This window comes from Bdellovibrionales bacterium (genome assembly GCA_018266295.1).
Classification (GTDB): Bacteria; Bdellovibrionota; Bdellovibrionia; order Bdellovibrionales; family Bdellovibrionaceae; genus JACMRP01.
This window is the reverse complement of the sequence record JAFEAQ010000011.1, coordinates 273,093-294,438: the sequence shown is the minus strand read 5'-3', so window position 1 is coordinate 294,438 and position 21,346 is coordinate 273,093. Positions and strand designations below refer to the sequence as shown.

At 48.1% G+C, this 21,346-nt stretch carries 25 protein-coding genes; 9 read left to right on the top strand and 16 right to left on the bottom strand.

Annotated elements, in window-relative coordinates; translation table 11 throughout:
- Window positions 1–53 precede the first annotated feature (53 nt).
- Complete coding sequence (locus JSU04_10155) at window positions 54–1,154, bottom strand: GGDEF domain-containing protein (GenBank protein ID MBS1970661.1); 1,101 nt, start codon at window positions 1,152–1,154, stop codon at window positions 54–56.
- Between the two features lie 195 nt (window positions 1,155–1,349).
- Between JSU04_10155 and JSU04_10150 the strand changes: the two genes are divergently transcribed.
- Genes JSU04_10150 through JSU04_10125 form a run of 6 tightly spaced genes read left to right on the top strand, consistent with a single transcriptional unit; the run spans window position 1,350 to window position 5,892 of the window.
- A complete protein-coding gene (locus tag JSU04_10150) occupies window positions 1,350–2,390 on the top strand; it encodes a hypothetical protein (protein MBS1970660.1) in 1,041 nt (346 codons plus the stop codon).
- Between the two features lie 21 nt (window positions 2,391–2,411).
- Window positions 2,412–2,885 (top strand): host attachment protein, encoded by a 474-nt coding sequence (locus JSU04_10145; GenBank protein ID MBS1970659.1) that lies wholly within the window; start codon window positions 2,412–2,414, stop codon window positions 2,883–2,885.
- A gap of 42 nt (window positions 2,886–2,927) precedes the next feature.
- Window positions 2,928–3,860: a universal stress protein gene (locus JSU04_10140; GenBank protein ID MBS1970658.1), complete on the top strand. Its 933-nt coding sequence runs from the start codon at window positions 2,928–2,930 to the stop codon at window positions 3,858–3,860.
- Between the two features lie 21 nt (window positions 3,861–3,881).
- Window positions 3,882–4,703: a hypothetical protein gene (locus JSU04_10135; protein ID MBS1970657.1), complete on the top strand. Its 822-nt coding sequence runs from the start codon at window positions 3,882–3,884 to the stop codon at window positions 4,701–4,703.
- Between the two features lies 1 nt (window position 4,704).
- Window positions 4,705–5,430, top strand: coding sequence for a CHAD domain-containing protein (locus tag JSU04_10130; GenBank protein MBS1970656.1), 726 nt, complete (start codon window positions 4,705–4,707; stop codon window positions 5,428–5,430).
- Between the two features lie 9 nt (window positions 5,431–5,439).
- Entirely contained in the window at window positions 5,440–5,892 is a 453-nt protein-coding gene (locus JSU04_10125) for a hypothetical protein (GenBank protein ID MBS1970655.1), read from the top strand.
- A 12-nt stretch (window positions 5,893–5,904) separates the two neighbouring features.
- On the opposite strand, the gene JSU04_10120 is transcribed toward JSU04_10125, so the two are convergent.
- Both JSU04_10120 and JSU04_10115 read right to left on the bottom strand, forming a co-directional pair.
- A complete protein-coding gene (locus JSU04_10120) occupies window positions 5,905–6,195 on the bottom strand; it encodes a helix-turn-helix transcriptional regulator (GenBank protein MBS1970654.1) in 291 nt (96 codons plus the stop codon).
- Between the two features lie 259 nt (window positions 6,196–6,454).
- Window positions 6,455–7,822 (bottom strand): TolC family protein, encoded by a 1,368-nt coding sequence (locus JSU04_10115; GenBank protein MBS1970653.1) that lies wholly within the window; start codon window positions 7,820–7,822, stop codon window positions 6,455–6,457.
- 355 nt (window positions 7,823–8,177) lie between these two features.
- Here JSU04_10115 and JSU04_10110 point away from each other — a divergent pair, with 355 nt between their 5' ends.
- Complete coding sequence (locus tag JSU04_10110; protein MBS1970652.1) at window positions 8,178–8,519, top strand: hypothetical protein; 342 nt, start codon at window positions 8,178–8,180, stop codon at window positions 8,517–8,519.
- 71 nt (window positions 8,520–8,590) lie between these two features.
- Here the strand turns inward: JSU04_10110 and JSU04_10105 are convergent, their stop codons facing one another.
- The 4 genes from JSU04_10105 to JSU04_10090 all read right to left on the bottom strand — a co-directional run bounded on the left by JSU04_10105 (window position 8,591) and on the right by JSU04_10090 (window position 10,898).
- Window positions 8,591–9,193, bottom strand: a complete 603-nt coding sequence (locus tag JSU04_10105; GenBank protein MBS1970651.1) for a hypothetical protein — start codon at window positions 9,191–9,193, stop codon at window positions 8,591–8,593.
- 71 nt (window positions 9,194–9,264) lie between these two features.
- Window positions 9,265–9,576 (bottom strand): hypothetical protein, encoded by a 312-nt coding sequence (locus tag JSU04_10100; GenBank protein MBS1970650.1) that lies wholly within the window; start codon window positions 9,574–9,576, stop codon window positions 9,265–9,267.
- 85 nt (window positions 9,577–9,661) lie between these two features.
- Entirely contained in the window at window positions 9,662–10,228 is a 567-nt protein-coding gene (locus tag JSU04_10095) for a redoxin domain-containing protein (protein ID MBS1970649.1), read from the bottom strand.
- 43 nt (window positions 10,229–10,271) lie between these two features.
- Window positions 10,272–10,898 (bottom strand): HdeD family acid-resistance protein, encoded by a 627-nt coding sequence (locus JSU04_10090; GenBank protein MBS1970648.1) that lies wholly within the window; start codon window positions 10,896–10,898, stop codon window positions 10,272–10,274.
- Window positions 10,899–11,077: 179 nt separating this feature from the next.
- On the opposite strand from JSU04_10090, the gene JSU04_10085 reads away from it, so the two are divergent.
- Window positions 11,078–11,422, top strand: a complete 345-nt coding sequence (locus tag JSU04_10085; GenBank protein ID MBS1970647.1) for an antibiotic biosynthesis monooxygenase — start codon at window positions 11,078–11,080, stop codon at window positions 11,420–11,422.
- Window positions 11,423–11,565: 143 nt separating this feature from the next.
- Here the strand turns inward: JSU04_10085 and JSU04_10080 are convergent, their stop codons facing one another.
- The 4 genes from JSU04_10080 to JSU04_10065 all read right to left on the bottom strand — a co-directional run bounded on the left by JSU04_10080 (window position 11,566) and on the right by JSU04_10065 (window position 14,416).
- Window positions 11,566–12,144, bottom strand: a complete 579-nt coding sequence (locus JSU04_10080; protein MBS1970646.1) for a DUF1211 domain-containing protein — start codon at window positions 12,142–12,144, stop codon at window positions 11,566–11,568.
- Window positions 12,145–12,158: 14 nt separating this feature from the next.
- On the bottom strand, window positions 12,159–12,935 hold the full coding sequence (locus JSU04_10075) for a hypothetical protein (protein ID MBS1970645.1): 777 nt from the start codon (window positions 12,933–12,935) through the stop codon (window positions 12,159–12,161).
- Window positions 12,936–12,937: 2 nt separating this feature from the next.
- Window positions 12,938–13,747: a hypothetical protein gene (locus tag JSU04_10070; GenBank protein ID MBS1970644.1), complete on the bottom strand. Its 810-nt coding sequence runs from the start codon at window positions 13,745–13,747 to the stop codon at window positions 12,938–12,940.
- 108 nt (window positions 13,748–13,855) lie between these two features.
- Window positions 13,856–14,416, bottom strand: coding sequence for a HutD family protein (locus JSU04_10065; GenBank protein MBS1970643.1), 561 nt, complete (start codon window positions 14,414–14,416; stop codon window positions 13,856–13,858).
- A 48-nt stretch (window positions 14,417–14,464) separates the two neighbouring features.
- On the opposite strand from JSU04_10065, the gene JSU04_10060 reads away from it, so the two are divergent.
- Complete coding sequence (locus JSU04_10060; GenBank protein MBS1970642.1) at window positions 14,465–14,992, top strand: hypothetical protein; 528 nt, start codon at window positions 14,465–14,467, stop codon at window positions 14,990–14,992.
- Here the strand turns inward: JSU04_10060 and JSU04_10055 are convergent.
- The 5 genes from JSU04_10055 to JSU04_10035 all read right to left on the bottom strand — a co-directional run bounded on the left by JSU04_10055 (window position 14,976) and on the right by JSU04_10035 (window position 21,210).
- Window positions 14,976–16,037, bottom strand: a complete 1,062-nt coding sequence (locus tag JSU04_10055) for a branched-chain amino acid aminotransferase (GenBank protein MBS1970641.1) — start codon at window positions 16,035–16,037, stop codon at window positions 14,976–14,978. The two genes, JSU04_10060 and JSU04_10055, sit on opposite strands and share 17 nt — an antisense overlap.
- Window positions 16,038–16,228: 191 nt before the next feature.
- Window positions 16,229–19,354 carry a S8 family serine peptidase gene (locus JSU04_10050; GenBank protein ID MBS1970640.1) on the bottom strand — a complete coding sequence of 1,042 codons (3,126 nt, stop codon included), beginning with the start codon at window positions 19,352–19,354 and terminating at the stop codon, window positions 16,229–16,231.
- A gap of 132 nt (window positions 19,355–19,486) precedes the next feature.
- The gene (locus JSU04_10045) at window positions 19,487–20,266 is read right to left on the bottom strand and encodes a MerR family transcriptional regulator (GenBank protein ID MBS1970639.1); all 780 of its coding nucleotides are present in this window, start codon (window positions 20,264–20,266) and stop codon (window positions 19,487–19,489) included.
- A gap of 43 nt (window positions 20,267–20,309) precedes the next feature.
- Entirely contained in the window at window positions 20,310–20,528 is a 219-nt protein-coding gene (locus JSU04_10040) for a DUF2007 domain-containing protein (GenBank protein MBS1970638.1), read from the bottom strand.
- Between the two features lie 127 nt (window positions 20,529–20,655).
- Window positions 20,656–21,210 carry a hypothetical protein gene (locus JSU04_10035; GenBank protein ID MBS1970637.1) on the bottom strand — a complete coding sequence of 185 codons (555 nt, stop codon included), beginning with the start codon at window positions 21,208–21,210 and terminating at the stop codon, window positions 20,656–20,658.
- Window positions 21,211–21,346: the final 136 nt, after the last annotated feature.

Genomic DNA, 21,346 nt, shown 5'->3' with positions numbered 1-21,346 from the left:
TCACTGGTTAGCAATCACCAATCGTAGAACAGGGTGTGAGACTTCTAACAGGCTTAGGCCGTCTTCTTCACAGCCTCGAGGGGCGTAGACACAGTATATTTGTTACGACCGGTTTGTTTCGAAGTATAGAGGGCCGTGTCGGCACGTTTGATCCACTGATCCAGTGTCTCATTTTGAGTCCATTGGGCGATCCCCATTGAGACTGTAAAATTGATCTTCAGCTCGCCATGGACGAAAACTTCGCTGCGGATCTTCTTCATGGCCTCTTCGGCCTTCACCAGGGCGCTTTCAACATTGAAGCTCGGCAGAATCACCGCGAACTCTTCGCCGCCAATACGGGCGACGAAATCGTCCTCGCGGTGAAAGACTTCCTTCAGCAGGGCCACGCACTCTTTCAGGACGAAATCACCGATATCATGGCCGTAAGAGTCGTTGATCTTTTTGAAAAAATCGATGTCCAGCGTAATCAGTGTGACAGGGTACTGAGAAATCACCGACATTTGCATGTGCTTTTTCATCTGCTCATCGAAGCTCTTACGGTTGTAGGCTTGGGTGAGGTGATCCACACGCATGTTGTGGTTGGCTTCCATCAGCTGCTTTTTCACTGAGCTCAGGGACTTCTTCATAGTCGACATGCGCTTTGTACGGCGCTCGTCTTTTTGCGTTTGATACTTGATATAGAAATCGATGAACTCACGTGATTTCGAGCGAAGAGCATCAATCGAGTTGGCGTCGACGGCTTCGCGGAGTTGCTCAAGACTCTTTGCAGCTTCAGCATCTTTGGCTTGTTCGTACTGAATGTCATCGCTCAACTGCTCTGCAAAGTCCCAGATGATGCGTTTAAAATCATCGAAAGTATTTTGAATGAAGGTGTACTCATCAATACGATAACTGGAAAAAAATTGACGAAGTTGGAAAAGAATTTTTTCCGAAGAGTTTTCCGGATTCACCAGTCCTTTGACAATATTGTCGAAGGTTTCGCGGACACGGCGCACGGGCTGTTTGTCCACTTCAAAGAGATGTTTGCTATAAGTATCAAGAATATAGAGGAGCGTAGCTCTGTCTTCCGTCATGTCTTCATGTGGTGGAGCGGAGCCTTTTTCGTGCTCATTCCAATCCAATTGATCAACGAGTTTTTTTACCCATTGTTTCAAGCTAAGCCTCCTTAAATACAAAAATGCAAAACGATCCTCTTTCATTTCGGCATTTGTAAGTCATCAGTGAACGGGCGAAGGTCTGGACCGTGGTGTCTAGCTTCTTCTGTTTTGTCTTTTTCGCGAAGTCATTGCTTCGGGGCCTGGACCTTTATATGGTTGATGCACATTCGATCACATCCAAGGAGGGGGATTATGAGAAGCATTTTCGCTTTGGTCGCGGTTTTATTTGCATTTCAATTCGCTCACGCTCTGCCGAGTGGCTGGCAAGAAATTGCCCCAGGAGGAGACACTCTCTGTGCGCGAGGAGCACCTTATAAATTTCTCGTTCACACCGGTGATCCGCAAAAAATCCTGGTGAGCTTTGCCGGTGGCGGTGCGTGCTGGGATGATTTCACTTGCGCTCGCAATCAGATCTATACTGACACGGTTGAAAGAACTTACGGGCCTATCAACAGCCAAGAGGGCATCTATGACATGACCAATGCGAACAATCCTTACAAGGATTGGACTCATATCTTTGTTCCTTACTGCACCGGCGACGTTCACCTTGGCAGTGCCGACACAAACTATAAAGATGGTAACGGCAACACGTTCGTCATCCATCATCGTGGCGGTAATAATGCCCGCGCGGTTCTGATGTGGATGGCGCAGAATTATCCAACAGCGACAGATATCAATGTTGATGGGTGTAGTGCGGGCTCTTATGGTTCAATTGTTTGGACGCCAAAAATCGCTGAAACCTATAAGACCGCAAAAATTCTTCAATTTGGTGACTCGGGTGCTGGCGTTGCAAAATCACTCTTCTTCCCTCAGTGGGGCATTAATGCCAATTTACCGGCATGGGTGCCAGGACTGGATCCTGCTGTGATCAACTGGCAAACCATCAGTCTTGTTGATGTTTATAAGCACATCGCAAGCTTCTACCCGAATGCCAACTTTTCTCAGTTTAATCATGATCAAGATCGTATCCAGACGATGTTTTACGCGGCCACTGGCGGACCAGGAGTTGATTGGTCTCAGAGAATGTTCCAAAGCATGGATAATATTTCAGTTGGGACTGCGAATTTCCGCTATTTCGTGGCTCCAGGAAAACAGCACTGCTCCATCACCAAATCCGAATTTTATACAACGAGATCAGACGGCAATCTGCTTAGTGACTGGCTTGGAAATGCAGTTTCAGGGCAAGATTCCCAAAACGTAAAGTGTTCGGAGTGCAGAACGAAGGTAAAATAAAGTCTAAGCAAAGGAGGCACGATGAAAACCTGGGTAGCGGTTGTCAATCGAACTGAAGCAAGACTTTATGAAACCAACGATAAGAATGGAGTCTTTGACAAGAAACTGAAACTTGTGAAGCGACTTGAAAACCCTAAAGGCCGACTTAAGGATCAAGAGATTAACGCAGACCGCCCGGGCATGTACTCGGGAGGCTTCAGTTATGGGAGAGGCAGTCGTATTAATCCTCAGTCACCGACGGACCGGGTTGCGCAGATTTTTGCGAAATCCATTTCAGAAGAGTTGGATCGTGCATCCAACGAACATCTATTTGAACAATTGATTTTGGTCAGCGAACCCAACTTTCTAGGAAAGGTGCGAGCTGCTTTGTCTAAAAAAACGGCCAACGCTGTGTGCGGCACTTTACGCAAAGATCTGATTCATGTTTCGGATCATGAATTACCACATTTGCTTTGGCCTAAGTCGTCAGTGCGGGAGGTTGAGCTCAGACCATAAATCGAGTTCTATAAATCCCGGGTCTCTGAAAAGGAGATTTGTATGATCCCTCGTTCTATTCTTGTAGCTGAGGATTTAGATAACTTCTCTGAACAAGGCCAGCGCCGCGGAAAAACAGTCCGCGGCTTGGCTCAAGACTTCTCTCGTCTATTGCACGAAGATCTCAAGCTGGTTTACGTTGAAGATCCTAAAACCTACCCCAATAAAAATATTCATAACGATCCCTACTTCAAAACCTGGCAGATTCAGCACGAACGGATGTTGAAGGACCTGGCAAAAGCAGTGTCGCCGAAGACGAAGTTCGAAATTCGTGCAGGCAGTCCCGCCGATGAAATTCTTAAGGCCGTTCATCAATGGCCACGGCCGGAAATGGTCATTATGGGAACCCAAGGTCATGTCGGATTTGAAAGAATACTCGAAGGTAGTGTGGCAGAGACAGTTTTACTCAATTCCGAACGGCCGGTCATGGTGGCAGGCCCCCACGTACAAGAAAAATTCGTTCGTCTTAGAGACACCAAGAATCTTAAAATTCTGGTGGCGACGGATCTAAGCCGGGATAGCAAGCCGGCGGAAGAATATGCCATGTCACTGGCGGCTCGTACCAGAGCTGAAGTCACGTTGTTTCATTCAGCCTATGACAAAATTAAAAGAGTTCACGAGGCGAGTATTATGTCTGGGTTTGCGAACTTTGACTTAGATCGCATTTTTCAAAAAATGCAGCGCGATGCTATTGAGAACCTCGCCGCAAAGCGGGATCGTATGCGTAAATCCATGGTGGACTGCGAGTTTATTGTCGCTGATCCGAAGAAACCGCTTAATGAAGCATTGATGATCCAGGCGGCGAAGAACTATTGCCTGATCGTGCTGGGAACCCACAGCAAACGTAACGCGCTTCTTCGGGCCTTCCTTGGCAGCACGGCTCGAGATACCATATTACAGGCGGAAATTCCCGTCGTCGTCGTTCACAGCCACTAGGTTCATCAAAGGAGTAACTTCTTGTCTCAGCATGGAAAACTTTCGAAGCTTTTGCACGACAAAGACTTCCCAGAACTTAAAGACAGTAAAAAAACAGAGGGTCGCTTGCGTGATCTGCAGTTTCAAATGCTGCGCATTCAGCAGGGGATCTGGCATCAGAGAAAACGCGCAATCATTGTCTTTGAGGGCTTTGATGCCGCCGGCAAAGGGGGCTCGATCCGGCGCTTGGTAGAAACCCTGGATCCACGGGGCTTCCGTGTTCATCCCATCGGGCCGCCAGAGGGGGATGAACAGCAAAAACATTATCTTTATCGCTTTTGGCAGCGCCTGCCATCCCCTGGAACGATTGCGATTTTTGATCGTTCTTGGTATGGGCGTGTGCTTGTTGAAAAAGTCAATGAACTCACACCGAAGAAGCGTATTGAAGCCGCCTATGGTGAAATTTGCGAGTTTGAAAGAATGCTCGTTGATGATGGGGTTGAGATCGTTAAGATTTTTCTGGCAATAGACAAGAAGGAACAACTGAAGCGCTTCGAAGAGCGTCTGACAGATCCCTACAAACAATGGAAAATCACAGAAGACGATGTGAAGGCGCGCTCTCAGTGGAAAGACTACGTCAATGCTGGCGATGAGATGCTAGAGCGGACCTCAAAAAAGTACTCGCCGTGGTATTTGGTTCCGGCAAATGACAAAGACTATGCCCGTATTGAGGTCTTAAAGATCGTGACCAAGCATTTGAAACTTCACCAAGAATGGATGGACAGTCAGTGTCAGAAAGAGGGAGTTTCAAGTCTCGAGGAAGCTCTGAAAAATTTAGGGTATAAAAAAGACTCCCTGGGGTAGTATGGAATTTATTGAGGCGCGATTTAAAGGCGAAATTGAAACTTTCAGTCGTCTTTTGCGTGCTCAATCGAAATCTTTAACTTACGAAGGAATACACGATCTTCGTGTGAGTACGCGTCGTCTGCGTGTGCAGATCAAGATGATTGAACAGAACACGGCTCACCATCTGTTTGTGAATTTTAAAAATAGTCTTAAAAAGTTAGCCCGTGCACTTGGCGAGCGTCGTCAGTGGGATGTTACCTTGAAAGGTGCTCACAAGTATCATCTCAAAGATGGAAGGCTTCGCGAAGATCAAAAACAGGCGGGAGCCAAACTCCGTAGACTTTTACATAGTGCCGAGGTCAAAGCTCTGCCGAGGGAGCTTGCCGCATTTGAGCGAACTCTCAAGAACGAAAAGATTCAAATCCACCCCGATCAACTCAAGAAAATGCGAAGCCAGATTAAATCGTGGTTGAAGCAGAAAAAGTTCTCGGCAAAAGAGCTGCATCGGCTCAGAATCTCGACGAAGAAGATCCGTTATGCATTTGAGTGCATGGATATACCGGTAGAACAGCTTAAGGGCCTGCAGGATCAATTGGGTAAAAGTCACGATCTCACAGTCTTGAGTGAGTATTTTGATCAGCCTAAGTCTGTCCGTAAGGCCGACCACAAAGAACGCCGTCACGCCAAGAAGCGCATCCGTCCAGCTTTACGCTCGAGCCTTGAAGTCCTCGAGGTCCTTCGTTAAGCTTAAACCATGAAAACATATTTATTAGTTCTAGGTTTGCTGCTGGCACTTGTCGGCTGCTCGGATGAATCCAAAGTCAAAGATGCTTCGATCGAGGGCGCCAAAGAGCGCTATCAAACGCAGTTGCGTGAAGAGATTGGTAAGGCAGTGACGGGAAAAGCGAACTTGCAAAAGATCGCCGTGAAAACTCTGGTTGATAAATCGGATGTCGAAATTCAGCGCCAGGAGATCACCGGCGAAGAGGCCCATGTCGTAGCCGCTTTAAAAACGGTTCCTACAAAAGAACGCGAAGCTTTGATCGATATCATGGCAAAGCTTGATGAAAAAAAAGAGGCGACATTCAACGTTTCAAATGCGCTGAACCTCATTCACCAGCAAGTACAAGCCGAGGGATTTGAGTTGATCGTCTATAAGATGAAATTGCAAAAGCAGGACGGCACTTGGAAAGTGACGTCCCCTTAAGATAAAACCTGCTTACTTCGCGTCTCTGAATTTTGCGGTCAGATCCTCTTTTACTTTTTCAAGAGTAGTCCGTAAAACCACCTCAAATATTTCCTCAGCGGGAATATTATAAATTTTCGCAAGAATTTTTATAGCCTTCAGCGGTGGCTCTGAGACTCCGCGTTCCCAGTTCGATATAAATTGGGCGGTACCATATTTAAGCCTTCGAGCGACCTGGGCTTGAGACAACCCGGCTCGCATTCGGCTCTCGCGTAGAAAGACACTGAGTGGACGTACTTTATTGTTCTTTTCTGTATCGCTCATAGACTCTGAACCCCCTTCGCATCTTTAGAATACAGGGAGTGTTCATGTGAATTTAAACAAATTATATTTACTTGTTTCGGTTGGTGAATGAAAATGAGCCATCTTTTCTTTGAAGATGAACCAATACTCAACACGGATGGTTTTTAAGGCCCTCGGCGCTAGCTGAGTGTATCGATTTTTTTTAGTGAGAAGTCCTGCTCTGAGACGATAAAAAAGAAAAGCCCTGATTTTAGAGCAGGGCTTTTGCGATGGGATATAACTACTGACCGCGGCAGATGAGATCCAGAGTCGTGTGGCTCTCAGACGGTTTTTTACCGATGAGACGGCCGATCACGCCGACTTTCTTTTCTTCAGGTGGCAAACGAGAAGGGTTGCAACCTTTGATTGTGCCGAACTGAGCTGACAACAATGTACGGTGCAAAACAACGCGTTGAAGGTTTAAGTCCAACTGAGCTTTGATTTTCGCTACAGAAGCATCCGCCATTTGGCTGCGTGATTGAAGAACTTCGATCAAAGTCGCTGCGCCTTGTTCGTAATTTTGCAAACGCATTTGGTAAACTTGAGCCATTTGGATTTCGGCTTGAGTTGCCAAATCTAACTGGCTTTTTGCTTCTTGAATACTACCGATTGTCGCTTCGATGATGCGGACGTTTTCTTGTTGCAGCATAGTGTCTTGCAACTGGATTTCTTTAATACGGCGTTCGTTCAACTCGTAAGTTGGAACTTGGGCAAAGCCTAAGTTCATGCTGCCAGAAGCTTGCATATTATCGAAGCTGGCGTTGCCAGTCGTACCACGGCTACCCACAGACGCGCTGTTGATGAAAGCAAAAACTTTCGACCACTTAACATCTGTCGCAGCTTTCACCATGTACTTGATCTGTTGTCTTTCCAAAGACACCGCATTGGCTTTAGAGATCGTTGTTTGCATTGGTTGGAACTCGAATGGTGAGTTCACCATTGTCGAGTTCTCAAGCTGGATCAGAGTTTCCAAAGGCAAGTTCAAAGCCTTACGGATTGTCGCGATCTCTTGCTTGCTAAGCTCAGCCAATTGAGAAGCCTTCACGCCGGCCATTTGGGCTTGCGCTTGAGTTTGCATCACATCTGAAACCGGGATCAAACCAACAGCCGCACGCTTTTTTTGCATTTCATAGATGTCTTGCAAGTCTTGATATTGCTGCTGGAAAATTCCGTAGATCTGACGGTCCGCGATCATCGTGAAGTAAACAGAAACCGCAGAGCTCACAAGATTCAACTGAACCGTGTTGTAAGAGATCTTTTCAGCTTCAAAGAGATTTTTCTCAGAGAAGTAGTTGTACCAGTTTGATGGCAATAAGAACGGCATCAAGATGTCGACAGAAGAAATGATGAAGCCACCACCAGAGAAGCTGAGCATCGCGCCCAAGTTCAAAGACGGAAGAAGATTCGCGCGGGCGATGTTCACTTGATCTTTTGCATCGTGAACAGCGTAGAGGGCTTTAAGCACCTCAAGGTTTCCGCTCAGCAATTGAGATTGCAAAGTGCTTTGGTTTAAAACGAAAGCGTTTGTCGGACCTTGTGCGAATGTTGGTGAAGTGATGAGTGCGAAACTGAGTACTGCGACTTTCAAAGACTTGATGAAGTGTTTCATAGCATTTCCCATATGTGATTCTGTGTCGGCACTATAAATCAGGCCGGCTGCTGCGGGGACATCATTCCTCAAAAAGGGTAAACTTTTCAAGCTTCAAATCGACTCACTTGCAGTTGCAAGCTTCAACGCCTCTTTCGAGGGCAAAAGCGGCCGTTTTCAGCGTCAAAAGGAGACCAAAACGCGGAAAAACCATGGAACTCGAGGGGGGTTCAAGCGCTTGATTAACTCCGACTTTGCTCCCGGGGGCTTCCGTGGGTCCTTTTTCATGGGACTCGGTGCCTTATGTGAAGGAAAAGTGGGTGGACTTGGGACCCTGATGGAATAGGATTTTCGGCATTCAAACCAGGAGGTTTAAATGAAAACGACATTGGCACTTTTGACTTTTGCAGCAGGTCTTTCACAGGCAACAGCAGGAACAATGAACTGCACGATCCAGGAAGGCGGCACGACCAAACAAGAAACCAAAGTTCAGCACAATTACGACGATACATCATCGCATAGCTTTACTCAGTTCAGCAGCGCCTATGCGACGGGCTTTGTGGCTGTGAGCCGCGGCTACGGTGTGGTGAATATTATCAGCAAAGACACCGGCAAATCGTCTTCGTTCTACGGAAAAATCGGCGACGGTAACATCGTTGGCGGCACGGTTTACATCGGCAAAGGTGAGTACGATTCTTTCAGTATCGAGTGCCAGTAATCTGAAGCTCCCAGAAATAAAAAAAGGACGCTGTCGAGGCGTCCTTTTTAATTTGTCTTAAAATTTAAAAACTAGAAACCAACGTTGATGATCGGAGAAATTGCGAACGGACCTTTGTGGTTGAAGTTCGCAAGACCGATCTGGATACCGTGAAGATTGTCAGCAATGTTCACGAGGCCAATCTGGAAACCGTAAACTTCTTTTGCACGGTTATAAAGACCGAGCTGAAGACCGTAGATATCTGTAAATGGCGCCACGTTGGCAAGCAAAGCCAACTGAACACCGGCAACAGTGCTCGCTGCGGCTTGGTAGTTCGCTCCGAGAGCCGCTTGGAGACCGATGACTCTTGTTTTGTTGGTGTTGATGTTCGTGATACCGGCGAACTGAAGACCAATGATATTGGTTGTGCCACGGGTGTTATTGAAAATCCCTGAAACCGCGATACCGGTAAAGTCTTGCTCTGTGATATTTCCCAAGAGACCGAGGTCGATCCCGTACATATTGCGGTGCTGGCCCCAGCCGACGCTGGCGCGAACTCCGGTGACAGTAAAGTCGTTCGGTGGGAACTGGACAGGCGGAATCACGGAAACTGAAACTGGAGAGACGAACGCCTGGGCAGAGTTAAAAGAAAGAACCGCTGCTACTAAAATAAAAAGGCTTGCTATGTTTCTCATGCGTCCATTGTAGGAAGGATCGGCACAAAAACCAAGGCAAGCCCCGGACCTAAGTCTTTACTTTCTGGATCTTAGTCCTTGCAAGTGGCGAAAATAAACTGAGTGTCTTCAAGACTCTCCTCCCAGCTGTCAACGCAACCGCCAGAATCGTATTGCGAACACTCGCGAGGAATCACAGACAACTGACCATTGTTGCAGGTTCTGACCCGTGAAGAGCGCGCGCAATCATACATTGGGCCGAACTCAGTGCGTGGAGATTGTGTGTGGTACATAACGGCGCTTGTGCCGTGAGCGATAACAAGGCCATCTTGAGTCAGGCAATCCACTGCAAACGACGTTGCAGAAACCAAAGTCAAAGCGGCAATAGTGAAAACTGTTTTCATGAAAGACTCCTTAGGGGGTGTTTTGGAGGCAATATAACGGAATCCCACCCAAAGAGAAGTCAGGGTTTTGTCAGAGAATGGTTTGCTACCAAGTATTTTTCTCGCGCAAAATCACGCATCCCAAGGTACGAACGGAGGCTGTTTTGATTTTGTGGCCTTGCTGAATGTCTTCCAAGGCATCCGCTAAGTAGTGAACTTTAGCGTCCTTTCCATTGGCGCTATTGGTGATGCCGCCTTGAAAGACGATCTCGCCCTCAGGTGAAAGAACATAGGCATGTGGCGTTTTAAACGCCTTGAAAGTGTCTGCCAGTGTGGCTTTTTCGTCCTGTAAAACTGGGAACGGAAGCGCTTGAGCTACGAAATACTTCTTGCTGAATTCGAGGTCCTCATCGACGTTCGAGTGAATCCCGACAAATTTGAAGTCTTTGTATTTCTCGAAAAGACTTTTGAGCTCGGTGATGTGGCTGTCAGAGCAAGGGCACTTCGCCGAAAGAAAAACAACCACGGTGCCTTTGTTTTCTTTATTCGCCGTTGCGATTTTGACGTCCACTGGAGTGGGCATCAAGTTAGAACCAGAAAGTTCCGCCGGCAGAGCGGCCAAGGCCGCTCCGGAAGTCAGCATCAGAGAAAGTAATAATATCTTTGGAGCCATACCCTTTTATAACAAAGGAATGCTCCCAAAGGAAGCTCGCGTCTTAATGAAGCGGTCTGTCTTCGCGATGAATTTCGCGATTTTCGGGCTCTGGATTTAATGTGGAATACATTTGACCCACGAGTTCGCGTCTTGCGCGTTTCGCAGACACTCCCAAGCCGATCAGAGTGGCGCCTGCCACCATCAAGTCCACTCCGACAAAGACACCGATCGTCCAAAATGCCGAAACTGGGAAGGCTCTGAGGATCATGCCGCCCAAAATAATGGAGATGATACCATTGGCACAGAACCAACCCCAGCCGGCAGAGCGCTCAGCAATGGCGCCGATGGTTTTAGCAAGGCCACTTGCGATGAGCAAAAAGCCTGCAATGAGCGTGAACCCGAGTGTGTTTTCAATCGGATTGGCAAGGACGAGCCCGCCGCAAATAAGAGCCAGACAGCCAAACGCCAAGTGAGGCCAAAGCTGCCCTCTGTTTCTCCCTTGAATGCCGTAGATGATCTCAGCGACACCGGCGCAGAGAAGAACAACGCCTAGTGTGACGATCGCGGCAAGAGTTGTTGCCGAGGCAAACGCAAGGGCCAAGATGCCGAGCAGAACATAGACACTGCCTAAAAAAATAATTCGCGAAGACCCGCTTCGAGGACTGTCGGAATAGTATATTGCATTCATAAAAACCTCCGTCGCCAGTATGAGGTATTGGTTTGCGGTCTGCTATCGAGTGTCCATGAAGAAAAAATCGGGAAATGACGACGTGGATTTCGCGATTGAGTCTTAACAATGTCGTGGATCAGAAATTACCACTTTTCTGGGATTTAAATTTAGAATCCAAGAATACTAAGGAGAAGTTTATGGTTCGCTGTGCATTGATGGTGCGGCTCGAAGCCAAACCAGGAAAAGAACAAGAAGTCGAAGCGTTTCTGCAAAGTGCTTTAGCAATGGTCGAGGATGAGCCTGAAACAACCGCGTGGTTCGCTCTGAAAATCGGCCCGCATGAGTTTGGGATTTTCGATGCGTTTCCGGATGAGTCGGGTAGAAAAGCGCATCTCACTGGGAAAGTCGCCGAAGCGCTGTTTGCAAAGGATCTGGATCTGCTGGCGCGGGAGCCTGAGATCGTGAAAATCGACGTGCTCGCCGAGAAGCTTCCGGGCCGCGATACTTCGCGCGATTTGCCGGATGAAGCGTTCGCGCCTTGAGCGCGCGGGCGCTGGAGTCGCAAAGAGCAAAACTCCCAAAATAAATCAAAATAACGGAATCACTCACGTTATCTTTTTCCCTCTGATTATGGTCAACTTATAGGTTGACCATAATCAGAGGGCTCGAGTTTGGCCAGTTTCAATTACTTTTTCTCGGCGACGTGTTCGATGCGGGTGTCGGGGACGAGCCACATAATTGCAACGCCGATGTAACATGCGTAGGAGATTCCGACGTGGACAAAAGCGCAGGCGATGGCCACCGCATAAATAATCACAGAGATCTTTCCTTTGAAATCCGCGCCGAGGGCTTTTGCTAGCGTCGATTCTTTGCCGTGAAGGTGAATCAGCGCCTTTGTCAGAATAAAGTAGGCGATACCCGCACACATTAATACGAAACCATACAATGCCAACGGCCACGGTTCAGTCGGATTTTCACCCATCCAGGCAGTCGTGACCGGAATCAGTGACAGCCAGAAGAGCAAAAACAAATTTGCCCACAGGATTTTGCCGTTCACTTTTTGAATCACATGCAGCATGTGGTGGTGATTGTTCCAATAGATGCCAACGTAGATGAAGCTCAAAACATAGCTACAGAAAACGGGAAGGAGTGGTTTAATAGCTTCGAGATCGTGGCCATGGGGAACTTTCAGCTCCAAAACCATGATCGTGATGATGATGGCGATCACGCCGTCACTGAATGCCTCGAGTCTTCCTTTTCCCATGATGAAATCACTTTCTAAGCGACGTCAGAAAGTGAGTGCAGCCACTTGTTCAGAGACTTGATTTCTTCCGACGACAAACTTGTATAGTCGAAATAGTAATCATGTTCTTTGCGGCGTGCAAGACGTGTGCGTAAGGTCAGTCCATTATTGAGTGAAATTTCAATCTCGCGAGTGGCAATATCAGGCGGCGGCTCTGCTAAACCACGCACGTGAATGCCCTGGCTTGAAATTCCCATGAGCTGTCCCCAGGGACCACGGCCGGCAAATTGAAAAAGAATCTTCTTACGAACTTTTGGAATCACACGATAGGCTGGCTTCGGAGCCGCTTTCATAGCTGGAGCCGGAGCTTTCGGAGCGACAAAATCCTTGTTCGGATTGGCCTTCTTCTTCGGAGCCGACGCCTTGACCTTCCAAACCAACTGGTCGGCGACGAACATAAAAGCCAAGATATTTGTGATAAAGAACATCCACGTTACAGCGCTTGATTTCACATGTTTAAAATCCGAGAGCTGCAAGAGGATATAACCCCCGAGAAGCATGAGTGCGTATTTCCATACCGTCGTGGTTCCACGCAACATAAGAATTCCGATGATGATCGTGGCTACGTACAGAATTTGATTTGGTACTGAGCCCACAGCAATGATTCGCCAGAACATCGCAAACGACCAGCGATTGGGAATGCCTGTCAGCATCGCCATTTTCACCAGAGTGTTCACGATAGGAGCTAAAACAAGAGCGAGCCCGAATGTTTGGATGACGCCTTTTTTCTCGAGGACTTTCACCAAAAACATGGCTACCCCGCAGAATCGTTATTATCATCCACGAAGCGCATTTGCAGAACCTCATCTGTGCCACCATGCGGGTGGTTCGCGAGATCCGGAGCAGGGCCGGCGGCGGCAGTTTGTTCTTTGGCTTGGCGGCGAGTCTCAAGAGCACCGGTTGTCGCAATCACAAGACAGATCGCGAGAGGGTCAAACACCGTCACCAAAAGAAGGATCAGGTATTTCACCACAGTATCGATGTCGACATTGAAAGCTTTTGAAATATATACGAGCGGTCCGACTTTTTTCTGAAGCTCGAGCACATGCAAGTTGGAATCCGTCACCTGCAATTCGAGAGTTTCAATTTGTTTTGTCAGACGGGCGATCTCAGGCTCGACTTGTTTGCGGGCTTCGATACGCTTGGTGATACGGGTTGCAGGAATCTCTTCAACGGATTTATTTAAGCGATCGATCTCCGCCCGTGCGCTATTTTGCTGCTTCTTCAAAGAATCTTGTTTCACGCCCTCCGTCGCAAGCGCGGCCGTCGCACCTTGGTAGGCATCGGACAAGAAACCAAAGATCCCCAAGCTCGTGATACAGCTCAAAATCACAATCGCTGCAACCAGGTAGTATTTGTAAATGGCGTTGAGCTGTTGCCAGCGCTGGTGCAAGTAAGCCGCTAGGACAAACTTTGCAAGCTCCAGAGATCCCGCCATCGCCATAACCGCAACAGCAGCTCCCGAGAACAGAGCTGCAAGCCCCACCACGGAGAAGCCGGCGCCAAGTGTAGAAACACTGACGGTCGCAAGTATGAGTCCGATGACAATCCAGAGAGATACCATGAGCCACTTATCGGCCCGTGTTTACCAGTACTTAACAGAATCTTTATGGGTTTGTCTGACGTAAGTCCTGTGAAAACTTTCGACAAATCTTAGGTCGAGCTTTTGGATTTAAAACTCACTGAGTTTCAGATGAAGGTACTTTGCAGAGGCATCTTTTGCGGTTTTTAATTCCAACATCACCGGCCCATCGGCTTGGAGTGTATCACCTTCAGAAACGGTGAGGCTTCCTGCTTCAAAACCACCTTGAACGCAGAACAAAAAATGACGGCCTTTGGTGAGTGCTAAAGTCTGTGTGCCCTTCAAATCATTGAGCATCATGCTCGCCTGAACCTTGTCGCGGCGATAAATAATGCCGAGATCCGTGACCGCATCATCAATCAGCTCCGAGTGAATGAGTTCATCTCCGGAAAAGTGAAATGGACTCAGCGGCAAAAGCGGAAAACCATTGATCAGCAATCCTTCGCCACTCAAAACAGTGAGCCAGCGGTCACATCCTGGAAATTGCGAGAAAGGACTCTCCGTGCGAACGGTTGCGGAGCTTACGCGCCAAAGATAATCTCCTGATGAAAAATCAGCGTCTGCAGGATGTATGGCGATTTGAGCCGTTGAGCCCAAGCCGTTTTTCCATGGCATCACTTGATAGGACGTACTTTTAAGTAGTTTCATCATCTGATTTGCAGGATAATAGCTTCACAGAAACTTGGAAAGATGAATCTTATGAAGATTGCCGTAGTAGGGAACATTGCTGGAGGAAAGACAGAGCTCTGCCGACACTTGAGTCGTGTTCACGGTGTTCCCGCAACTCACGTGGATTCTCTGCAGTTTCTTCCGGGAATGAAAATCCGTCCGATGCCTGAGACTCGTGCTGCTCTTGCTAGTGTCACTAGTCAGGAGCACTGGCTGATTGACGGCTATGGTCCGCTCGATCTGATTGAAAAACGTTTTCAGGCTTCAGACTATGTGGTGTTTGTTGATTTTCCGATTTGGCGTCACTACTGGTGGTGCACCAAACGCCAAATCAAGAATCTCTGGAGCCGCCGCCAAGAATTACCCGAAGGTTGTAACGAGCTGACGTATGAGCACACCGTAAAGCTTTATAAAACTTTGTGGCAAATGCACACGAAGATGCGCCCGGAGCTCTTAAGAATTTTCGCCCGGGACAATCTCAAAAACAAAATGATTTACGTTAGAACTTTGCAAGAGTGGAAAACTCTCGCCGAGAACGGCATTACGCCAATGGCGTGATCCAATTAAATTTATCTGGCTGAGCACCGCGCTGGATTTCGGTGATTTCTTTATAAAGCTCATTGCTAAGAGGACCATTTTCGTTACCATTGATAACAAATTCTTTGCCTTTGTAAGCAAGAACGCCGATCGGTGAAATCACTGCGGCAGTTCCCGTGCCGAAAGCTTCGCGCAGTTTACCAGCTTGAAGTTTCTCAATCACTTCTGTGATCGTGAGCTTACGTTCTACGATGGGTAAGTTTTTAGATTTCAAAACTTGAATGATCGCATCGCGAGTTCCGCCAGACAAAATGCTGCCGTTCAAAGCCGGAGTCACGATCTCGTTATCAAAGACGAAGAACACGTTCATGGTGCCGACTTCTTCAATTCCTTGGCGCTCCACATCGAGCCACAAAACTTGGGCATAGCCTTTTTGTTTGCTCTCGTAAGCCGCTTTCAAACTGGAAGCATAGTTCGCGCCGGCTTTCACGTGACCAAGGCCACCAGGAGCTGCACGCAGGTATTTTTCTTCAGTCCAAATTTTGATCGGCTTTGTCCCTTCGCTGTAGTACGAGCCCACAGGTGAAAGCAAAATAAAGAAGGTCGTTTCTTGCGACGGACGAACACCGAGGAAGGCTTCCGTGCCGATCAGAGTCGGGCGGATATACAGAGATGTATTTGGCTCATTCGGGATCCAGCGCTGATCCACTTTCACAAGCTCCTTCATGCCTTCCATGAAAAGCTCTTTTGGGGGAGCTTCAAGGCACATACGAGCCGCACCTTCTGCAAGGCGCGTGTGATTGAACTCAGGGCGGAAGAAGACAACACGGCCGTCGCTTTGACGGAAGGCCTTCATCCCTTCAAAAAGCGCCTGACCGTAATGGAACACAGAAGCTCCCGGGTCGATGCTGATCGGACCATACGGAGTAATGTGCGCATCATACCAGCCCTTGCCTTCACGATACTTCGCAACAAACATGTGGTCGGTAAAGAAGTTACCAAAACCTAATTTATCAGAAGGAGGAAGGGTCTTCGGAGACGTGGTCAAAGTTTTTTGAATGTTCATACATAACGGAGTATCGAATCAAACACGGATCGTCAAATACTCATCGACGCTCGAGCCCCGAGAACGAATATAGAGCAGGAAATCGCTCTTTTTTTAGACTAAATACATTTGCAATATCAATTATGCTGCTGAGGTCAGAGGGAAAACGCCCAAAGATAAATCGAAAATCATTTTACTTTGGGCGTTGTCTTTTAGTCGCCGAAGGCAGGAGCAATCACTTGAGATTGTGAATCTTCAAGCAAAACGTCTACCACGGAACGGTTCTGCGGAGCATAGATGATCAGGTCTTCAGCGCCGTAGCCTTTTTGAATGCTGACGGTCTGAGTTTCTTGAGCGCCGAGGTCTACCACCTCAGGAAGGTTCACGTAGCCCGCGGCCTGAGCACCCAAAGAGATCTTCTTCCACTCAGTTTCTTGTTTGCCGAGGTAATCGTCGTACTCAACTGCATTGTCGGACTGGTGAGTTGTCGAGATCTTGATATTCAATTCGCCAGAGTCGGCAATCGCTAGAGCAGAAACATCGGCCTCCACAATCGCCAGAGTCGAACCGTCAAACACCTGCATGCCACGCATATCAACAAGAGCCGAAGTGTAATCTTCTTTGGCGTCTTTCTTGTTTGCCGCAAGATCTGCTTCGTACTGATGGCGCAAATCGCGGGCCTTATTGCCATCAAGCAAAAGACTTACGAAAGCATCCCCTGTCAAACCTGGAAGGCTTTCTTTGGGAACGCCAGCGATCTCTTGGTCCGGGAGGTTGTCACCGTTAGAGTCGATTTGGACGTTCAATTCACAGCTGTTCCAAGTCGTCATGCGCTCATAGAGCTTCACAGCCACTTGCAAGATGCGCGCGCCGTCTTTTTCAACGATGCGGTAACCGGCAGACTGCAGGTCGCAGTTACGGTTGTGAGCCAAATCAGGTTTTGCATCTTTCTTACGGCCATCGATCCCCAAAGAGTTGAAAAGGTATGCAGAGCCTTTGTTGGCAGAAGCGTTCTGCAAAACAACATCCGCATCGCTCCCGGCAGCATCTGCTGCAGACGTTGCGTGTACTTTCAAAGACTGAGCACTGATGTTTGAAATCTGACGAGCCACCACCAGAGCCGGCAAGTGAGCCAGAGTTTCTTTATCAGTCGAAAGCTTCAAGAAGCCATCGAGCTCTTGGTTCGCCGCTGTCATTTGTGCCGCCGAAACTTTGACAGTGATTGTCACCGTCTTCGTTTCACCCGCAGCAAGGCTGATGCTTGGAACGGAGAACTGAAGGGCACTCGAGCCGCTCCACTCTGCTTTTAAATTTACCGTGTCAGTGCTTAAGTTTTTAACTGTGATTTTTTGGCTCAGAGTCTTTTGTTTTTCACTGTCAGTGATTCCGAAAGACAATGCGGCAGGGACTGTCACGATTTTGGCATCCAAAGAGTCCGCGATTTGCACGCGACCAGAACCCTGGCGAGCCACTGGATAGATGTTCTTTTTGCCATCAGTGATCACTTTCGCGTGACTCATGGCAATGGACTTGAGCTCTTGAGAGTTCAAAGTTTTGAATTTCTGTTTCAAAAGTGTCATGACACCCGTGATGTGAGGGCCCGCCATAGAAGTACCAGACATCAAAACGCCCTTCGCGCCGCCACCCACTCCAGCAGAGATGATGTTAGAGCCTGGAGCTGAGATTTCTGGTTTGATCAAGCCGTCTTCAGAACGAGGACCCCGAGAAGAGAAGTCAGAAATTGTATCGATCAACCAAGGCTTATCCAACTTCGCAGTTGTTTTAAGGTCTGCAACCACGGCACCCAAAGCAAGCTTCGCTTTAATTTTAGCGCCGGCATCTTTAGAGATCATCACGGCAGGAATGTCGTAGTGCCCGTCGCCACCCATTGTGAACGGGTCGCCGTCAGCGTTGTTTGCAACAATGACTGCGATCGCGCCAGCTTCTTGTGCACGGCGGATTTTTTCAGAGAAGTTGACCTTGCCACGATCAATCAAAGCCACTTTGCCGGTGATTTGATCTTTGAGTGGTTGTTCGAAGTCCGCATCGCCAAGGCCTGCGAAAACGATTTCACCTTTAGCATCAGCAACGTCCGCGAGAGGTTTAGAAACCGCCGCTTCCATCATCTCTGTTGTGATAGTTTCACCGCCCGCCGCAAACTGAACAGTCGGGAAAAGAATGTTTTGATCTTGGTTATCAACGCTTGAAGCAACCGAGATGGCATCGTCGCTCACTGCTGGTGAACCCGTGATGTAGGGTTTATCACCTGAGTTGCCGGCAGAAGCCACAACAACAGTGCCACCACGAGAAAGATTTTTGATGGCGTGGTTATACATATTGTGAGCAGAGCCGTAACCGCTTCCCAAAGAAAGGTTCACGACATCGAGCTGTTCTTTAAAGCTCAAGTCACCTGATGGATCTGCCGCGTATTCAAGGGCTGCGATCACAACTTCATCACTTGTTGAACCGTTCGCGCCGAAAACTTTAATTGCGTAAAGAGAAGCTTCAGGAGCGACACCGCTGTATGTATTTACGCCATCGCCCAGACCCGCAACCGTACCGGCAACGTGTGTCCCGTGACCAGCTTCATCGAGTGGATTCACATCAGGAACCGGGATGTGTTTGTCGAAGTTCGGAGAAGCCGAGTCAAACGCAGTTCCCACGAGATCCAAACCACCCACAACTTTTTTGTTCGGGAAAGCGGCATTGGCTTGAGCCGGATCATTGGCTTTGTAAGCCTCTTCCGTGCCTTCGCCGTTAAACATCTTGTGAGTGTAGTCAACGCCCGTATCAATGATACCCACGCGCATGCCTTCGCCATGGAAGCCTTCAGCGTAAGCCGCATCGGCTCCGATAAAGTTCACAGAAGTGTGAGTGCCCACGAGGCCGGCTTTTTTATCAGTATCTAAAGGACGAGGACGGGCAAAGTTTGCAGAGCGTTCTGCTGTGATCACGTTTGGCAAAGCCTGGATTTTTTCAAGCACCTCTTGGGGGGCATAGATTGTCAGGGCGTTCAGCACCAAGCGGTAGCGCAAAAGGATGCGGATATCAGGGCTGATTTTTTGGAGTTCAGCAATCGTTGAAGTTTGCTCGTCTTGGATCGCCGTCAAAAGATCCTGATCGATCTTAAGGACGCCGTTATCGCGAGTCGCTGTTTCAAGCAAAGCCGGGTTTTTAAGTTTAATGATGGCAATAACCGGGTGGGACGTCTGAGGACGCGTGCTGTAAATGCCGTCCATGAACCCATGATTTTCGAACTGATTTTGTGGAGCTTTGGAACCTGTGCAGGCTGCGAAAAGCAAAGAAGAAAGTACGATCGAAGAAAGCTGATTTTTCATGGTCCCCCTCAGAACTGCTGAAGCAAGTATCATATCGACACCGGATTGCAAGCCCGGTTGTCGGATATCGAAGCTATTACAAGATTCGTGCCGCAAAAACCGGTGTCAGTGCGGCCGGGATGACGCCGCTAATTATGCGAGACTTTCTCCAGATGCGATGTAGATCGCCTGATATGGGAGCAGGGCATGGAAGAGGAGTTCTCCTGTCGGCGCTAGCAGCTTGTGTTCTATAACGATTTCATATTTACCGAAGAACAACTCAAGCTCTTGAGCCGCAAAAGTTCCCAAAGGATTCGAATTAAAAGGGAGTGAGTTTTCTGTCCAAGCTTTTTCGTACAGGTGAAACCGGCATTCGCCCACCAAAATGGCGATTTGGCTCGAGCCTCTAAAAATTTCTACGATCTTTACATTTTGTCCTGATTGAAACTCCTGCATACTCAGAAAGGACCCGAACTTCCAAAGAACGACTTCACACTTCAGTTCAGGAGCGAGGGCTTCTAGTTGCCCGGCGACGGCTTCGAGTTTTTTAATTCTGTAAGCGGTCCTTGTCGGAGGAACGAGGGTATGGACTATTTCCGGCGGAACCGCCGTTTTTGTTTCTCCATAGCAGATCATCTCGAGCTGCTGGATTTTTTCAAGCAGCTCCTGAGCTTCGGCATGGTGGCGTTTTAAAAGTTCGCCGCCTTTTCCTGCAAGAACATGCTCGTCCTTGTCGATGAGGTCTTTGATCTCGGGATAAGTGAAGCCGAGTTCTTTGAGTTTTTTAATTTTAAGAATGCGTGTGAGATCTTGGTCAGAAAAACGCCGCAAGTTGGAATCGGAGCGATCAGGAACCACAAGTCCCTGATCCTCAAGGTAACGAATCATGCGCTGGCTATAGCCGCTCAGTTCTGAAATCTGTCCAATGTACATAAGTCCTCCTGTCCTTAGGATCGGACCTCACACAGTGTGAGACTCAAGAGGATTTTTCGTTTTCTACTGGAATGATGAGTTTCTGAGCTTTTTCGAAGTCTTCAGGCTGCACCATGAGCTTCACGCCCAATGTGAGAGCCGTCGCAGGGACAAGTCCTGCTTGATCATCGGCAGCGACGAACGCCCAGATGTTTTCAGATTCGAGAAGGGATTTAACGAGTTCAGCTTCCTGACGGGAGTTGAAGACCTTTAGCAAAACCATAAGAGTCTCCTTTAAGTGAGACCCATCTTAGCAACGACGGGCCCCGTCAGCAAACAATAGCGGTGCGGGGCCTTGCGCAAACCCCTTGGACGAAATAGTTCGCTTTGGCAGCATAAAGGTTTGGGTCTTATCGGCGGCGGACGATAAATCCAAAGTGAGCGTTGATGGATTCTGGAATGATCTCTGTGAAGCCCAATTTTTGACGGATCTTATAGGCGGGAGTTTGCTGGATCGCCTCCATCGGAGAAAGGCCGTGCATCAGTCCATGCTGCAAAATTGCGTCGTTGTCTGAGGCAAGGCTTTCCACGGCGATTTGTTCTGTTTCAAACCGCAGAAGCGCCTGATCCATTAAGACTTCGCCCACGCCAGATTTTTTAAAGTCGGTCAGCACATCCATGGATTCAATATCAAGCAGATGCTTTTTCGGGTTGTAGAGAAACAGCACATATCCCATCGTATAGCCATCAGCATGTTTGAGACGGATTTTATATTCCTTGGCGTCTTCTTTGTGGCCTTTTTCATCAAGCACGACTTTGATTTCCGTGCTGAATTTTTTCTCGAGGTTCGACAGGCGCTCCGCTGGAGTGAGGTTGATTTTAAAAACCTGACTGCAAAGCGCCTCTGCCGCCATCGTTTGATGGCCTAATAAGACTAAAAAGAGCAGGCAAAGGGTGAATCTCATAGTGGTTCTTCCTTGCGAAGAGTATTCCAAAGTGGGGAGGCTTCTGTTTGCTTTTAAGCAAGCCCTGCTGACAAAGATGTCATTTTTAGGCACCGTGAAGCTGGGCGGTAGGTTTAAAACTTTAATAAAATCAATT

Bases quoted from the DNA above. Each gene is read 5' to 3' on its own strand.
- JSU04_10115 (MBS1970653.1), bottom strand. From the start codon at position 7,822: ATGAAACACTTCATCAAGTCTTTGAAAGTCGCAGTACTCAGTTTCGCA.
- JSU04_10110 (MBS1970652.1), top strand. From the start codon at position 8,178: ATGAAAACGACATTGGCACTTTTGACTTTTGCAGCAGGTCTTTCACAG.
- JSU04_10085 (MBS1970647.1), top strand. From the start codon at position 11,078: ATGGTTCGCTGTGCATTGATGGTGCGGCTCGAAGCCAAACCAGGAAAA.
- JSU04_10055 (MBS1970641.1), bottom strand. From the start codon at position 16,037: ATGAACATTCAAAAAACTTTGACCACGTCTCCGAAGACCCTTCCTCCT.
- JSU04_10070 (MBS1970644.1), bottom strand. From the start codon at position 13,747: ATGGTATCTCTCTGGATTGTCATCGGACTCATACTTGCGACCGTCAGT.
- JSU04_10080 (MBS1970646.1), bottom strand. From the start codon at position 12,144: ATGGGAAAAGGAAGACTCGAGGCATTCAGTGACGGCGTGATCGCCATC.
- JSU04_10065 (MBS1970643.1), bottom strand. From the start codon at position 14,416: ATGATGAAACTACTTAAAAGTACGTCCTATCAAGTGATGCCATGGAAA.
- JSU04_10075 (MBS1970645.1), bottom strand. From the start codon at position 12,935: ATGTTTTTGGTGAAAGTCCTCGAGAAAAAAGGCGTCATCCAAACATTC.
- JSU04_10050 (MBS1970640.1), bottom strand. From the start codon at position 19,354: ATGAAAAATCAGCTTTCTTCGATCGTACTTTCTTCTTTGCTTTTCGCA.
- JSU04_10095 (MBS1970649.1), bottom strand. From the start codon at position 10,228: ATGGCTCCAAAGATATTATTACTTTCTCTGATGCTGACTTCCGGAGCG.
- JSU04_10145 (MBS1970659.1), top strand. From the start codon at position 2,412: ATGAAAACCTGGGTAGCGGTTGTCAATCGAACTGAAGCAAGACTTTAT.
- JSU04_10130 (MBS1970656.1), top strand. From the start codon at position 4,705: ATGGAATTTATTGAGGCGCGATTTAAAGGCGAAATTGAAACTTTCAGT.
- JSU04_10100 (MBS1970650.1), bottom strand. From the start codon at position 9,576: ATGAAAACAGTTTTCACTATTGCCGCTTTGACTTTGGTTTCTGCAACG.
- JSU04_10090 (MBS1970648.1), bottom strand. From the start codon at position 10,898: ATGAATGCAATATACTATTCCGACAGTCCTCGAAGCGGGTCTTCGCGA.
- JSU04_10045 (MBS1970639.1), bottom strand. From the start codon at position 20,266: ATGTACATTGGACAGATTTCAGAACTGAGCGGCTATAGCCAGCGCATG.
- JSU04_10105 (MBS1970651.1), bottom strand. From the start codon at position 9,193: ATGAGAAACATAGCAAGCCTTTTTATTTTAGTAGCAGCGGTTCTTTCT.
- JSU04_10120 (MBS1970654.1), bottom strand. From the start codon at position 6,195: ATGAGCGATACAGAAAAGAACAATAAAGTACGTCCACTCAGTGTCTTT.
- JSU04_10125 (MBS1970655.1), top strand. From the start codon at position 5,440: ATGAAAACATATTTATTAGTTCTAGGTTTGCTGCTGGCACTTGTCGGC.
- JSU04_10035 (MBS1970637.1), bottom strand. From the start codon at position 21,210: ATGAGATTCACCCTTTGCCTGCTCTTTTTAGTCTTATTAGGCCATCAA.
- JSU04_10140 (MBS1970658.1), top strand. From the start codon at position 2,928: ATGATCCCTCGTTCTATTCTTGTAGCTGAGGATTTAGATAACTTCTCT.
- JSU04_10040 (MBS1970638.1), bottom strand. From the start codon at position 20,528: ATGGTTTTGCTAAAGGTCTTCAACTCCCGTCAGGAAGCTGAACTCGTT.
- JSU04_10060 (MBS1970642.1), top strand. From the start codon at position 14,465: ATGAAGATTGCCGTAGTAGGGAACATTGCTGGAGGAAAGACAGAGCTC.
- JSU04_10150 (MBS1970660.1), top strand. From the start codon at position 1,350: ATGAGAAGCATTTTCGCTTTGGTCGCGGTTTTATTTGCATTTCAATTC.